Genomic DNA, 14338 nt, shown 5'->3' on the forward strand with positions numbered 1-14338 from the left:
CCCTCCTTTAAACAATCTGGAGAATGTCTTCATATACCTGGTCTGCTAGGCTAGAACCAGCTTCCAAAATAGTCTGGCCTTGTTGGCGATAGTGACTGACAAAGTCCTCATCCTTGATACCAGATAGATTGATGAGAACATTGAGCCAGGCCCCATGTAAACCAGCTTTGAGTGAGAGGGCTGCCACCCCCAAATCACTGGCTGCATTGGTATTGGACTTGCCGACTGCCTCTGCTGTTACCTGAAGTGCCTGCAACATCGTTTCCATCATGCCAAACGGAGAGAGCGTTGCTGCCTTCAAGGCTTCCTGCATAGCCTGCCTGCGCGCTTCTTTATCTTCCTCTGTTTCCTTGGGCATATCAAAAACAGCTGATACCTGATTGAAAGCTTCAGTATCCTCATCTATTGCCCGCAATAAACGCTCTTGCAAATCACCAGCCACCTCATGAATTTCTTCGATAGCAGCCTGATAATCATCATACTTTTTCTTCCCAAGAGTCAACTCGCACACCATTTTTGTCAATGAAATACCATTGACAGCCGAAAGGGCTGCTGCTGAGCCTCCACCTGGTGCTGGGGCATCTGAACCCAGTAATTGAGCAAATTCTGTAAGGGTTAAATCAACTAATGCCATCGGTCATACTCCTTATCCCAACAAATGATTTTCTAGTACCTGCTTGCTGTAATCAAACTCTTCCAATTGCAAGTAGTATTCTGCCACATCAACCAAGGCTTTTGCAGGTGCCAATCCAACGATTTCAGAACCAATAATCGACACACCATATCTCTTAGCCTCAAAACGAATGGTTTCAAAGGTACGATAAAGTGAGCATTTTTCCAAGTTCACCATATTCATTGAAACCTGGGCAATATTTCTTCCTTCCAACATGACACCGATAGCCTTACAATACTTGTAGCCACCACCTGAACCACGGATGATTTTGGCAATCTTATTGGCAATTTCTAGATTGTCTGTATCCAAATTGACATTATAGGCAACTAGAGGCATCCGAGCGCCGACTGCTGTGACACCTGCTGTTGGATGAATCTTCCTTTCACCGAAATCAGGCGCCCAGTCTTCTTCCAATAATTTTTCAGGCATGCCTTCAAACTGACCCTTGCGGACCTTAGCCAGATTTTGTCGTTCTGGTCTGCTTGCTGCTTCTTCATAGAGGAAGACTGGAATGGCCAATTCTTTATTGATACGCTCAGCGACTTTCCTAGCTAGTTGAACACATTCTTCCATGCTGATGTCTTTTACAGGGACAAATGGAAGTACATCTGTCGCTCCCATCCTTGGGTGTTCACCTGTATGCTGGGTCATATCAATCTTTTCACTAGCATATTTTACCAGTTGAAAAGCTCCTTCCTGAATACTTTCTTCATCCCCCACCAAAGTAAACACACTGCGGTTATGACTTTGGTCTGATGAATAATCCAGCAGGGTCACACCTGGAACACTCTTAGCAGTCGCTACCAAGCCATCGATGATTTCCTGGTTACGTCCCTCTGAAAAATTTGGAATACATTCTACAAGTTTTGCCATTTGAAAACCTCTTTCTTATTATGATTGTTTAGCCGATTTACTTATTTTTCAAACAATTTAGCAACAGAAGACTGAATTAAGTCCTCATCTGCCAAATAAGGAATGGTGATATGGTCTGTACCTTGACGCATTTGGTTGTACTCAATAGTCGTTTCAATCGCATGGTCATTACGAGCCCAGTTCCGACGCGCTACACCACCCATGGTATCCCAAGCAATAGCTGATTTGATAATCTCATCCACGCGCTCGCTTCCATCCAATACCAGACCAAAACCACCATTGATAGACTTACCAATACCAGTACCGCCACCATTATGGAGGGCCACAAGACTCATGCCACGCGCCGCATTGCCAGCGTAGCACTGAACAGCCATATCGCAGGTCACATTTGAACCATCCTTGATGTTGGATGTTTCACGGAATGGAGAATCAGTACCTGATACATCGTGATGGTCGCGACCTAGCATAACAGGCCCAATTTTTCCTTGACGGATGAGTTCATTAAATTTGAGCGCAATATTGACACGACCCATGCAATCTTGGTACAAAATCCGTGCCTGAGTTCCTACGACCAACTGATTTTTCTCTGCGTCGCGGATCCAGTTATAATTGTCACGATCTTGGTAACGGCGAGTTGGATCAATCACATCCATAGCAGCCTTGTCTGTAGTAATCAAGTCCTCATGCTTGCCACTCAAACAAACCCAACGGAATGGACCATAACCATAGTCAAAGAGCATAGGTCCCATGATATCTTCTACATAAGAAGGCCAGATGAAGCCATCTTTATCGTCCAGACCATTCTTAGAAATTTCTTTGATACCTGAGTCATAAACTGACTTCATAAAGGCATTGCCATAATCGAAGAAATAGGTTCCTCGGTCAGTCAGGGTCTTAATAGCTTGATAATGACGTTCCAGGGTTTTATCCACTAGGCTAACAAAGCTTTCCTTATCCTCTGCGAGTAAACGAGTACGCTCCTCAAAGCTAATTCCGACTGGACAGTAGCCTCCATCATAGACATTGTGACAAGAGGTTTGGTCAGAGAGAAGGTCAACTGGAATATTCTTTTCAACCACATATTCCAGCAAATCTACAATATTGCCATGATAGGCGATTGAGGTAGATTGGCCTTTCTCTTTCGCAGCCAAGGCCAAGGTCAGAGCTTCTTCTGGACTTTCTGCCAGCTGACTAATCCAACCTTGTGAATGGCGGGTTTCAATCCGTGACTGGTCTACCTCGGCTACAATAGCAACTGCCTTAGCAATTTCAGCAGCCTTGCCCTGAGCTCCACTCATTCCACCCAAACCAGATGAGATAAAGAGTTTTCCTGTCAAATCCCCATCATCAGCCACACCCAATTTCAAGCGACCAGCATTGAGAAGTGTATTGAAGGTACCATGAACAATTCCCTGTGGTCCAATGTACATCCAGCCACCAGCTGTCATCTGACCATAATTGGTCACTCCCATTTCCTCAGCGATTTCCCAGTCCTTCATGTTGTCGTATTCCCCAACCAAAAGACCATTGGTAATAATGACACGCGGCGCTTCTGGTTTGGACTTGAATAGACCCAATGGATGGCCTGATTCTACTACCAAGGTCTGTTCTTCTGTCATGACCTCTAGATATTTTTTAATCAAACAATACTGCATCCAGTTGGCACAAACCGAACCTGTTTCCCCATAGGTAACTAATTCATAAGGGTACAGTGCAATTTCAAAGCTGAGGTTGTTATCAATCATGACCTGCATGGCCTTGGCAGCCGTACAATTTCCCTTGTAGTCATCAATCGGCTTGCCATAAATTCTTTCTTTTGGACGCCAGCGATAGCCATAAATCCGCCCACGAGTTTTTAACTCTTCCAAAAATTCTGGAATGACTTCCTCATGGTATTTTTTTGGAATATACCGCAGGGCATTTTTCAAGGCAATCTCCGTCTGAGCTTGTGTTAAGCGAAAGCCCCGGTCTGGTGCTCGTCTGATGCCTTCCTCAAAGACTGTCTTTTCAGGCAAGACATCATCTAACTTGATGGTCATTGCTGCCGCAATATCTTTTTCTTCAAAATGTGACATAGGTCATCCTCCTTTTGAATCTAGTGCTTGTTTCCTTCCTCAGAAATAGACCCATTTCCAAGCAAGAACTTTTTATACATTCCTAGTTTACCTTTCATTCGTCTATATAAAGTCTGTTAATATGTTATTTTAACAACTTTTTATTTTTTGAGAAAAAAGATTTATTTTTGACAAAAATTTGACGGTTTTGTATTATCCTAGAACTAAGAACATCATACAAGGGAGGACGCACTATGTTCGCAGACAAAATATTGACCCATTTCAATCAGGTATTTTGCCCCAATGACCCCGGTCATCCTCTAGCTGGTAAGGAAATGGCGGTAGCCACTATCTTAGAAGACGGCTACATAGCCATCAAGGATGGAAAAATTCTCGCAACTGGGACTGGAGAGCCTCAAGCAGATTTAGTTGGCCCTGAAACGATTCTTCTTTCATGTCAAGGAAAGGTGGCCACCCCTGGACTGATCGATTGCCATACCCATCTGGTCTATGGTGGAAGCCGAGAGCATGAATTTGCTCAAAAACTAGCTGGCGTTTCTTATCTGGATATTCTGGCAAATGGTGGAGGTATTTTATCCACAGTCCGAGCGACCAGAAAGGCTGATTTTGATACCCTCTATCAAAAATCCTATAAACTACTGGACTATATGCTGGACCACGGTGTGACTACCGTAGAGGCTAAAAGTGGCTACGGACTGGACTGGGAAACAGAGAAAAGACAGCTAGAAGTTGTGCAAAAACTTCATGAGGACCACCCCATTGATTTAGTTTCTACCTTTATGGCAGCCCATGCCATCCCTGAAGAATATAAGGGAAATAATCAAGCCTACTTGGACCTCATCATAGAAAGCATGTTGCCACAAGTTAAAGAAGAAAACTTGGCAGAATTCTGTGATATCTTCTGCGAGCAAGGAGTCTTCACGGCAGAGGAAGCTCGTAGCCTGCTCACAAAAGCCAAGGACATGGGCTTTAAACTCCGTATCCATGCTGATGAGATAAAAAGTATTGGTGGGGTTGACCTGGCTGCCGAACTGGGAACAGTCAGTGCCGAGCATCTGATGGTGATTACTGACCAAGGCATTGATAAACTTAGTCAAGCCAAGGTTATTGGCAACCTCCTTCCTGCTACCACCTTTAGCCTGATGGAGGATACCTATGCACCCGCTCGGAAAATGCTGGATAAGGGCATGGCGATTACCCTTTCAACCGATAGTAATCCTGGCAGTTGCCCAACTGCCAACCTCCAATTTGTCATGCAGCTAGGTAGCTTCATGATGCGTTTAACACCGGTTGAAATCTTGAATGCTGTGACCATCAACGCTGCCTATTCCGTAGATAGACAAGCCCATATTGGTAGTTTCCACCCTGGAAAAGATGCAGACATTACTATTTTTGATGCACCCAATATCGACTTCCTCTTCTACTTCTTCGCAACCAATTTAACAGACCAAGTCTATAAAAAAGGCCTCTGTGTCAGAGGTTAATAAGCAACAAAAAGGGAAGCCTCCTCGACTGGAAGCTTCCTTTTTAAATTTTCTTACCCAATCTGACTGCCGTTTGGCACAGATGGATCGACTGTTAAGAGTGTTAAATTGCCGTCGTGTTCGGCTGATAGGATCATACCCTGGCTGAGCAAGCCCATCATCTTACGTGGCTTGAGGTTGGCAACGATTTGGACTTTCTTACCAACTAACTCCTGCTCATTCGGATAGTACTTGGCGATACCAGACAGGATTTGGCGGTCTTGTCCGTCACCCGCATCCAGGCGGAACTTGAGCAACTTGTCAGAGCCCTCCACCTTGGCTACTTCTTTGACTTCGGCCACGCGGATTTCCACCTTGTCAAAGTCCTCGAACTTGATCGCGGCTTTCTCGTTTTTGAGTTCCACGTCAGCTGGGTTCCACTCTTTTTCTTCCTCTTGGGAAATAGCAGAGCTACCACCCATTTGGGCTTGGATATAGGCGATTTCTTCTTCCATATCCAGACGTGGGAAAATAGGCGTGCCTTTTGCGACCACCGTCAAATCTGCTGGAAGACCTGCAAAGTCAAGATTTTCAAGGTCAAATGCTGTTCCCAAACCAAGTTGTTCCATAATGGCATTAGACGTCGTCATCATAAATGGTTGAATCAAATGTGCCACCACACGAAGACCTGCTGTCAAGTGAGCCATGACTGCTGCCAACTTGTCACGGTCAGCTTCTTCTTTTGCCAAGACCCACGGTGCTGTTTCATCGATGTACTTGTTGGTACGGGAGATGATATTCCAGACCGCTTCCAAGGCGCGTGGGTAGTCAACAGCTTCCATATACTTGTGGTAGCTTGCTAAGTTTTCAGCCACTACTGCCGCCAAGTCCGCATCAAAATCAGTCACGTTAGCAACAAAAGTCGGTACCTGACCACCGAAATACTTGTTAATCATGGCAACGGTACGGTTGAGCAGGTTTCCAAGGTCATTGGCCAGTTCGTAGTTAATACGACCAACGTAATCTTCTGGTGTAAAGGTGCCGTCAGAACCAACTGGCAGACTACGCATGAGGTAATAGCGGAGCGGATCCAAACCGAAACGCTCGACCAGCATTTCTGGATAGACCACATTGCCCTTAGACTTAGACATCTTGCCATCTTTCATGACAAACCAGCCATGAGCGACCAAGCGGTCTGGCAACTTCATATCCAACATCATGAGCATGATTGGCCAGTAAATGGAGTGGAAGCGAAGAATGTCCTTGCCAACCATGTGGTAAACTGTTCCATTCCAGAAGGTGTCATAGTTGGCTTTTTCTTCCTGACCATAGCCCAAGGCAGTCGCATAGTTGAGCAGGGCATCAATCCAAACATAGACAACGTGCTTTGGATTGGACGGTACAGGTACACCCCAGGTAAATGAAGTACGCGATACGGCCAAATCTTCCAATCCTGGCTCGATGAAGTTTTTCATGATTTCATTGAGGCGACCTTCTGGCTGGATAAAGTCTGGGTGGGCATTGAAAAACTCAACCAATTTGTCCTGATACTTGCTGAGGCGAAGGAAGTAGGATTCTTCTGAAACCCAGGCTACTTCGTGGCCGCTCGGAGCGATACCGCCTGTTACCTTGCCCTTTTCATCTCGGAAGACCTCTTCTAATTGGCTCTCGGTGAAAAATTCCTCGTCCGATACGGAGTACCAACCTGAATACTCTCCCAAGTAAATATCGTCCTGCGCCAGCAATTTTTCAAAAACAGCCGCCACCACTTCTTCGTGGTAATCATCAGTCGTGCGGATAAATTTGTCGTAAGAGATGTCCAGCAAGTTCCAGAGCTCCTTGACACCAATCGCCATACCGTCAACGTAGGCTTGCGGAGTCAAACTAGCTTCTTTAGCTTTCTCTTCAATCTTCTGCCCGTGCTCATCAAGCCCTGTCAGATAGAAGACCTCGTGGCCCATGAGACGCTTGTAGCGAGCCAAGACATCGCAGGCAATAGTTGTGTAGGCCGACCCGATGTGAAGTTTACCAGAAGGATAATAAATCGGCGTGGTGATATAAAATGGTGTTTTTGTCATGTTTTTTCCTTTCAACTCAGGGCAAATGAAACCCTGTTCTTGATAACACCCCATTTTATCATATTTTTGTGCAAAAACAAAGTGACTTCCAATCCACATTCCAGCTCTGTGCCGATTGATCAGCCAAAAATCATATTCGGTAGAAGCTAGTCAGTTCACCGACACATCCGATTTAATCCCTAGGCTGTTTGTTCAATATAAACTCCACTTTTTCTAATTCAATGTCGTTTAGAAGCAGTCGGATATGATGTTTTCCAGAATAATGCCGACGCGTTGTTAAATCTTTCCATTGGTAATTTTTGTGGCCAGAGATAGTAATGTCCTTTACAAAATCAGTATCCTTCAGATAAAAAATCTTTTCACCAATCCGACCATTAGCTTTTTGAAATCCAAAAGCCAAACCTAATCGAAATTTACTTGGTCCAGGAGACGTAACCCTTACAGCATAGGAAATTTGACTGGTATCGCCATCATATACCTCAAGAGAATCTATAGCTAGCTGAGCCTGCTTTATCTCAAAATCCTGAGAATACCCCATAAAGTCCAGCGCAGCAGGATAGCCTGTTTTAATCAATGTTCTCAAGGCTGTCTTGATGATCCAATCTGTATTGGGATCTTGATTTTTCCAAGTTTTTAAATGAGCAATCACTTCATCTGGATAAAACTTAGTCATGTCATTAAGATTATTGGCCACACTTTTTCTAACATAAAGAGAGGGATCGGCTTTTAAGGTATCTAATACCTCAAAAATCTCTGTCCTATGTGTCACCAAGTCGGGGACTGCCTTTCCCCAAGGCAAACGAAGACGTGTTCCCTCACTGGCTAATCGACGATGATGTTCATTATCTGAGAAGCTCAGCTCTTTTAAAAAAGCAAAGCTAGCATCAAAGTTGTGGTTCAAAAAATAACGAATAGCAAATTCAGATGTAGAGCCAGTGGTTAACACCGCCATTCCTTTAAAGGAATGAGCCAAGTCCTCCAAGCCAAATTTCCAAATGATGTCATTAAAGAATATATAGTCAAATCCTTGGCAAGTCGCATTCAGTTTTATCAGCAAGTCGACCACATCTGCGTATGGAAGCGCAAGCGTCTGATAAGTGCCATCTGCCATACGTTTAAACCGGTCCATCAATGCCAAATCCTCCCAGTCATCCTGTAAAACAGCCTGATAAAAAGACTCTGAATCAAAATTAGAATGATGCATTTGAATAGCTTTTGCGAACTCTTCTAAAAATGTCTTGTTGTACTTTAATCGTAATTCCTCTGCCATCCTAATCCTCCTTTAAAAGTTATCTTGATTGAACGTTTCCCAAAAAATATTCCCATTTAACTTTACTAGTAAAAGTCAATTTGTGATTCCTATCAAAACAGTTGACGATGTCTCATTATAGCACAAAGAACGCATAAAAAAAATTTTAATGTCCTATAAGCTTTATAAATAATCATTCCCTCCACAATCCTTCTAAGTTATGTTATACTAGAAGAAGTTATGAAAAAGAATGGGGTTATCTATGTTTACACCTAAAAATCTCTTGATACATTTGTTTTTTGTTATTATTTGCGTCGGAATGCTTCTGAACGACGTTCAAAATACAGAACTAATCTGGAATATGTTTTGGGCCTTGATTGCCTTAGACTTTGCTATCCTAGTTCGCCAGAACAATCACCTTGCAAGTAAACTGCTTATCACTCCTTTCTGGCTCTTCTTCTATCCAAATACCTTCTATGTGTTAACTGAGTTAGTCAATATTCAATTTTCCAGCACTGCCCTTTGGGAACGTAGTAGTTTACTCTTATTCATGCTTTATATCCCAAGTATCTTATTTGGTATCATGGCTGGTGTTGAGAGCTTAGAAGCTATTTTCAAGGGATACAATATTAAATTTTACGGACTACGTCTCTTAATTATCGGCAGTCTGTCTCTATTTGCGAGTTATGCTATTTATATTGGTCGCTATGCCAACATTCGCTCCTGGGATATTTTTATCCGCCCTGTGACAGTTTTTTCTAGCATGATTTCAGCAATTACCTGGGATACCTTCCCCTTTATCTTTGGCTTTACACTCCTGCAAATCATGGTTTTGGTCTTTGCAGTTGATGAATAAATGAGTTGAAAGAAACAGGTCAACTGTTTCTTTTTTGTATCCAATCGCTTAAGCCAATCTTAAACAAGTCCTAACAATGTGATGACAAGTCCCCTTTTTCTTCCTGAATGTGATATACTAGCATTTATATTCTACAGAAAGAGGTTTACTATGTTTACTAAGAAAAATGTTTTTATCCATATTTTTTTCCTCATCATCGCAGCTGGTCTTAGGCGTTACGGTGTCACTGCACCTGACTTGACTTGGAATATGTTTTTGGCTTTGGTGGCACTTGATTTTGCTATCCTCACCAACCACACAAAATCTAATATCCTCAAAATCATTGCTGGCCTCCTCTGGCTCTTTTTCTACCCCAACACCTTTTACATGGTGACGGACATCGTCCACATGCACTTTGCCAACACAGTCCTCTGGCAACGGGACAGCATGATCCTTTTCATGCTCTATGTCCCAAGTATTTTCTATGGGGTAATGACTGGCGTGGAAAGCCTTCGGCTGATTTTCTCTGCCTTTTCTATCAAATCCTACTGGTTCAGGCTGTTTCTGATTGGTGGATTTTCCCTTCTATCCAGCTTTGCCATTCACATCGGACGCTATGCACGGCTCAATTCATGGGACATCTTTACCAGACCAAGCCTGGTTGTCAGTGAAATGATTGAAGTCGTTTCCTGGGCTGCCCTGCCCTTCATCCTGGGCTTTACCTTTATACAAATTATGGTCCTAATTTTCTCAATCGATGAATAACAAAACCGGCAACAGCCTTGTACTGTAACCGGTTTTTTTTATCCAAAATGGAGTTGTTGGAATAGATCTTCCAAGTCAGCAATGATCTCCTGATGAAAATCTAAATAATAGGTTTTCTGGTCAGAATTAGGAAGTTTTTCAATATCTGCTAAAATGTCCTGATAGCGTCGTAGAAGGTTCTTACCAGCCACTTTATCTATCTCATCCATTTCAACGATACCTGCTGCTATGTCATCTAAGCTGTCATATTTTGCGATTATTCCCTCGGTCCACTGGCGCTTGTCCTTGTTGAGGATGACAATCTTTTCTGTCAGCCATTCTTCATACCTTTTCTCTTCTGTCAAAGACTGGCTATTAGCGGCGGTCTTAGTCACTCGGTCGGATTTACTGGAACGAAGGTAATTCCGATAAAACCAAACGGCAAAAAGAATGGCTAGAATGATATTGACGGGGAAGACAAAGCTAAAGGTGAACAGCACGGTCAGCCACAAGATCAACTTGACATTTCTTGCCACTTTCTCTGCATGTCTGTTCTTCTCCTCCCACTCGTCCAATATAGCCTGGGCTTGTGCAGTATAGGTTTCAACCAATTTTGCCAGTCGCACCTTTTTCTCTGGGTCATCTTCTAGCTCCATTGCCAGATAGGCTTGGTTGGCCCTAGCCTTGGCTGCTTCATAGGTCTGAACTGTCCCCAAATAGGCCGCATTGCTATTCATCTGATTCAGCAAGCGGTCCGTCTGCCCTTTGATAAAAGACCGATCTCTTGATGTTAATTTACGGTAAGGCATAGCAACCCCTTCCTGTATATCTGAAATATACTACCATTTTACGATAGGTTACATTCTTTTGCAATGCTTCAATATCATTATTTCCTTCTGCCAAACAATAGGCTTAAAATGACAAAACCACCTGCCAATGCGACAATGATTACAGGTGAGGCCCAAAGCAAGATTAAAAACCAAATCAAGAGTTTCATAAAGAGTTCTTCCATTTGTCTTTTCTCCTACTTCCTACGTCTGAGACCAATCGTTATAGCGATAATGCCTACCAGATAACAAATGGCAAATGTAAAAAATAGAAATGCACCCATATATTTCTCCTTCTCTTGTGAGAAGGATTGCTTGGTTGCTTATCCCCTCACGATTTCTAATAATTTTTCATAGGAATCCACCACATCGTACATGTGGTCGTCCGCAATCAAACCTTTTTCCTTCAAGGCTTTGAAGTGGGCCTTGGCACACTCAATTTTTGCTAGCTCTGCCCCTTTCAGTTGCAAACTAGACATGGAACCCTTGGTTTCGGCTACAAAGTAAACATGCTTAACCGAACCTTCTCGAAAGGCAATTGCCCAGTCAGGGTTGTAAGCACCCAGAGGGGTAGAAATCTTAAAATTGCTAGGTAATTTGGTGTAGACCATGACATCTTCAAATTGATCCAACTCTTCTTTGAACTTCCGCTCCGTATCTGAATCGACCTTCACATAATTATACACGCCTTTTTGCGATTCCAGTATCCGTTTGTCCGACAATTTTCCGCTTTCTGGGTTATCCGTAAAAACAGAAGTGTCAAAGGTTTCTTCTAAGATATTGTAACGAATGTGCTCAATGACCTGACTGGCCTTTTGCTCATTGATCAGACGGCTTGTTCGTTGGATAAATGCCTCAGGGTTATAGGCGAACATATCAAACTTGCTAGGTGAGATTTGTTTCAGAATAGTTGCAACTGTTTTTCGTTTCAGCTCCGTACGACTGGCGATTTCACCCAACAAATCATAGCGGAGTTGAATAGAAGACTTGTCCAATTCAGCCTGACGCTTGCCGTCTTTATTGACCTTGAAATCCAAACCTTGCTCAGCCTTCATTTCCCTAGCCTCAGCCTCTGTAATCATATAGCTTGGCTTTATAACAAACAAAGTCTCATTCAAAGCCTTAACAGATTTTTCAATCAACTCCTCATCGTCAAACTCAACATAGTAGGTAGACTTGTGATGAATGCTTTCCCACAGACGTTTAAACTCTTGACGGTTGTAGTTGTCAGGATTGATTTCTCTAGCAAAAACAATTTCCGAATCATTTTCACGCTCAATCTGGTAACGATTGGCATCATAAATAGACTCCAAGATATCTTTTACAGCCACTTCGTAGCCAGCCAGATTTTCAGATAATGTAAACTGATTGGTATCCTTTTGTTCAAAGTAAGCGGTGGTCAGATTTCCCTTGCTGTCAATATAATCTTGCTTAATCAACTGGTATTCAATCTCTTTAGCCACTTCCTTGGTGACAGTCAGTTTTTGACCAGTTTCATTTTCCAAGACCTTATCGACAAAGAGGTCCACTTCCACCTTACTTGGTCGATCAGCCAAGATCTCCTTGAGTTCTCTTTGCAAATTCTTTGCAAAATCTTCATAGCTTTCATTGGCAATGACGGTCAATTTGTTAATATTATGAACATCAGCTCCTAAGAGTTCCTCATCCTGACGGACACCTTTTTGGTCAACAGCAAGACGCATCCCACGACCAATCTTTTGCCGTTTTTCTGTCTCCGTACCCGTATTTTTCAGAGTACAAATCTGGAAGACATTAGGATTGTCCCAGCCTTCTTTAAGGGCTGAGTGGGAGAAGATAAAGCGTACTGGCTCATCAAAGGACAGCAGACGCTCCTTGTCCTTCATAATCAAATCAAAGGCATCCTTGTCGTTGGACTGGTTGTTTTTCTTCTCAGTTGCCGATTTGTAGTCCACAAACTTGACCTTGTCCGATTTTTTCACCTTATCAACGGAGAAATAACCTGCGTGAACGGGATTGCCTTCTTGGTGCTTGTTGAGATAATGCCAAAAATTGCTGCCATGAAGGTTGGGATCTGCCAACAAGGCCTTGACCTGGGCTTCATACTCTTCTTCAAACATCTGGGCATAGGTGCCATTGTAGGCATCATTTTGCTCGTCGTAGCACTTGTACTTAGCTACCTCATCAATGAAGAAAAGGGATAGCACCTTGATACCTCGTTTGTAAAGGCCTTCTTCTTTTTGCAGGTGACTGGCAATGGTTTCCCTTATCTGAATACGACGAATATCATCTTCGTTGGTTTCCCCAATCACTTCGCCCACATGGAGTTTGCGATTGGCACCGATTTGAATGGAATTTTCGCCCTCACGCGCATCAAAATGACTCAAGGTCCAACCATCCTGATAGGCTGGTAGGTTACCAGACTCTTCATAGAGGGCAAAATTTTGCTCAACCAGCTTAGTTACCCGTTTGACATTACCTGACTTGGTCCGCATTTCAAACTCAATCCGAGCCTTAGGCCCTGATTTTTGCGGAACCAGTTCTTGCAGATAAAGGTAGCCTTGTGTACCTGTGGTAGAAGTCTGCTCCACGGTCTTAACGGCAATCTTCTTGACCAGCTTTTTATTATAGGCGTCCAAGGCATCCAGACGATAAATCATATCGTGCTTGTCCTTATGGGTGGCTGAATAGCGGAGGGTAAATAGAGGCTTGAAGTCCTCCAAGCGTTCTTTAGTCTTTTTCCCCTCAACCGACTGAGGCTCATCAATAATCAAAATGGGATTGGTCGCTGCGATAACATCGATGGGCTTTCTCCAGCGGAAACTTTCCTGCTCGGTGTGAATCCTACGGGCATCTGCTCCAGTGGCATTAAAGGCCTGGGAGTTGATGATCATGACCTGAATGTCCGAGGAGTTGGCGAACTTGTCCAGCTCTCCCAAACGGCTAGAGTCATAGACAAAGTAGCGTGGCTTCTTGCCATACTCCATCTGGAAATGGTCTGCCATGATTTCAAAGGACTTGAGCACCCCCTCCCGAATGGCGATACTCGGCACCACAATGATAAACTTGAGCCAGCCATACTGCTTGTTGAGCTCCATCAGGGTGCGGATATAGGTATAGGTCTTCCCTGTCCCTGTCTCCATCTCAATGGTCAAATTATAAGACGGACGACCATCGACTTTTTGGATAGACAAGTTTTCTGAAGGTTTAAGTCCATAGCGGAGCTGCTGACTTCGTACCTGCTGGCTGATAGTATCCTGTGAAAGCTGGATGGGAGCATTGCGGAAACCGATAAAATTCATATCCAGTTCCGCATCCATTCCCTGACCCTTGTCCATGTGGTAGTCAAAACCGCTGTGTTTTCCCTGACCAGAAAAAACATCCACAACAGAGGCCACCGCATCTAACTGAAATTGCTGCTGTTTAAATTGAAGTTTCATAATTAAGATACAAAGAGCGTCAAAGGGATACAGACAAAATAGGCATTTTTGTCCAAGTCCCTAGCCCGTGTTCAGTTAAACCTGAACATTCCTTTCAATGTT

General features: G+C 43.4%; 11 protein-coding genes. 3 read left to right on the plus strand and 8 right to left on the minus strand.

The window, feature by feature from the left end; all coding sequences use genetic code 11:
* Window positions 1-7: 7 nt before the first annotated feature.
* From ACEE44_RS05370 to ACEE44_RS05380, 3 genes are read right to left on the minus strand one after another with little or no spacing between them, the layout of a single operon-like run.
* Window positions 8-634: a cyclodeaminase/cyclohydrolase family protein gene (locus tag ACEE44_RS05370; RefSeq protein ID WP_449171523.1), complete on the minus strand. Its 627-nt coding sequence runs from the start codon at window positions 632-634 to the stop codon at window positions 8-10.
* A 12-nt stretch (window positions 635-646) separates the two neighbouring features.
* A complete protein-coding gene (ftcD, locus tag ACEE44_RS05375) occupies window positions 647-1546 on the minus strand; it encodes a glutamate formimidoyltransferase (protein WP_449171524.1) in 900 nt (299 codons plus the stop codon).
* 41 nt (window positions 1547-1587) lie between these two features.
* Window positions 1588-3621 carry a urocanate hydratase gene (locus ACEE44_RS05380; RefSeq protein ID WP_449171525.1) on the minus strand — a complete coding sequence of 678 codons (2034 nt, stop codon included), beginning with the start codon at window positions 3619-3621 and terminating at the stop codon, window positions 1588-1590.
* A gap of 233 nt (window positions 3622-3854) precedes the next feature.
* Here ACEE44_RS05380 and hutI point away from each other — a divergent pair, with 233 nt between their 5' ends.
* Window positions 3855-5105 (plus strand): imidazolonepropionase, encoded by a 1251-nt coding sequence (gene hutI, locus ACEE44_RS05385; RefSeq protein ID WP_449171526.1) that lies wholly within the window; start codon window positions 3855-3857, stop codon window positions 5103-5105.
* Between the two features lie 53 nt (window positions 5106-5158).
* Here hutI and metG read toward each other — a convergent pair whose 3' ends face one another.
* Both metG and ACEE44_RS05395 read right to left on the minus strand, forming a co-directional pair.
* Window positions 5159-7216 (minus strand): methionine--tRNA ligase, encoded by a 2058-nt coding sequence (gene metG, locus ACEE44_RS05390; RefSeq protein ID WP_449171555.1) that lies wholly within the window; start codon window positions 7214-7216, stop codon window positions 5159-5161.
* 118 nt (window positions 7217-7334) lie between these two features.
* Window positions 7335-8432, minus strand: a complete 1098-nt coding sequence (locus ACEE44_RS05395) for a DNA alkylation repair protein (protein ID WP_449171527.1) — start codon at window positions 8430-8432, stop codon at window positions 7335-7337.
* A 241-nt stretch (window positions 8433-8673) separates the two neighbouring features.
* Between ACEE44_RS05395 and ACEE44_RS05400 the strand changes: the two genes are divergently transcribed.
* A complete protein-coding gene (locus ACEE44_RS05400) occupies window positions 8674-9267 on the plus strand; it encodes a DUF1361 domain-containing protein (RefSeq protein ID WP_172003419.1) in 594 nt (197 codons plus the stop codon).
* A gap of 150 nt (window positions 9268-9417) precedes the next feature.
* Entirely contained in the window at window positions 9418-10011 is a 594-nt protein-coding gene (locus ACEE44_RS05405; RefSeq protein ID WP_449171528.1) for a DUF1361 domain-containing protein, read from the plus strand.
* Between the two features lie 38 nt (window positions 10012-10049).
* On the opposite strand, the gene ACEE44_RS05410 is transcribed toward ACEE44_RS05405, so the two are convergent.
* The 3 genes from ACEE44_RS05410 to ACEE44_RS05420 form a co-directional block, all read right to left on the minus strand.
* On the minus strand, window positions 10050-10799 hold the full coding sequence (locus ACEE44_RS05410) for a hypothetical protein (RefSeq protein ID WP_449171529.1): 750 nt from the start codon (window positions 10797-10799) through the stop codon (window positions 10050-10052).
* A 77-nt stretch (window positions 10800-10876) separates the two neighbouring features.
* Window positions 10877-11002: a hypothetical protein gene (locus tag ACEE44_RS05415; RefSeq protein WP_256769054.1), complete on the minus strand. Its 126-nt coding sequence runs from the start codon at window positions 11000-11002 to the stop codon at window positions 10877-10879.
* A 138-nt stretch (window positions 11003-11140) separates the two neighbouring features.
* A complete protein-coding gene (locus ACEE44_RS05420; protein WP_449171530.1) occupies window positions 11141-14236 on the minus strand; it encodes a type III restriction-modification system endonuclease in 3096 nt (1031 codons plus the stop codon).
* Between the last annotated feature and the right edge of the window lie 102 nt (window positions 14237-14338).

This window comes from Streptococcus sp. 32226D021BW (assembly GCF_053545015.1).

Bases quoted from the DNA above. Each gene is read 5' to 3' on its own strand.
- ACEE44_RS05370 (WP_449171523.1), bottom strand. From the start codon at position 634: ATGGCATTAGTTGATTTAACCCTTACAGAATTTGCTCAATTACTGGGT.
- ftcD (WP_449171524.1), bottom strand. From the start codon at position 1,546: ATGGCAAAACTTGTAGAATGTATTCCAAATTTTTCAGAGGGACGTAAC.
- ACEE44_RS05380 (WP_449171525.1), bottom strand. From the start codon at position 3,621: ATGTCACATTTTGAAGAAAAAGATATTGCGGCAGCAATGACCATCAAG.
- hutI (WP_449171526.1), top strand. From the start codon at position 3,855: ATGTTCGCAGACAAAATATTGACCCATTTCAATCAGGTATTTTGCCCC.
- metG (WP_449171555.1), bottom strand. From the start codon at position 7,216: ATGGGGTGTTATCAAGAACAGGGTTTCATTTGCCCTGAGTTGAAAGGA.
- ACEE44_RS05395 (WP_449171527.1), bottom strand. From the start codon at position 8,432: ATGGCAGAGGAATTACGATTAAAGTACAACAAGACATTTTTAGAAGAG.
- ACEE44_RS05400 (WP_172003419.1), top strand. From the start codon at position 8,674: ATGTTTACACCTAAAAATCTCTTGATACATTTGTTTTTTGTTATTATT.
- ACEE44_RS05405 (WP_449171528.1), top strand. From the start codon at position 9,418: ATGTTTACTAAGAAAAATGTTTTTATCCATATTTTTTTCCTCATCATC.
- ACEE44_RS05410 (WP_449171529.1), bottom strand. From the start codon at position 10,799: ATGCCTTACCGTAAATTAACATCAAGAGATCGGTCTTTTATCAAAGGG.
- ACEE44_RS05415 (WP_256769054.1), bottom strand. From the start codon at position 11,002: ATGGAAGAACTCTTTATGAAACTCTTGATTTGGTTTTTAATCTTGCTT.
- ACEE44_RS05420 (WP_449171530.1), bottom strand. From the start codon at position 14,236: ATGAAACTTCAATTTAAACAGCAGCAATTTCAGTTAGATGCGGTGGCC.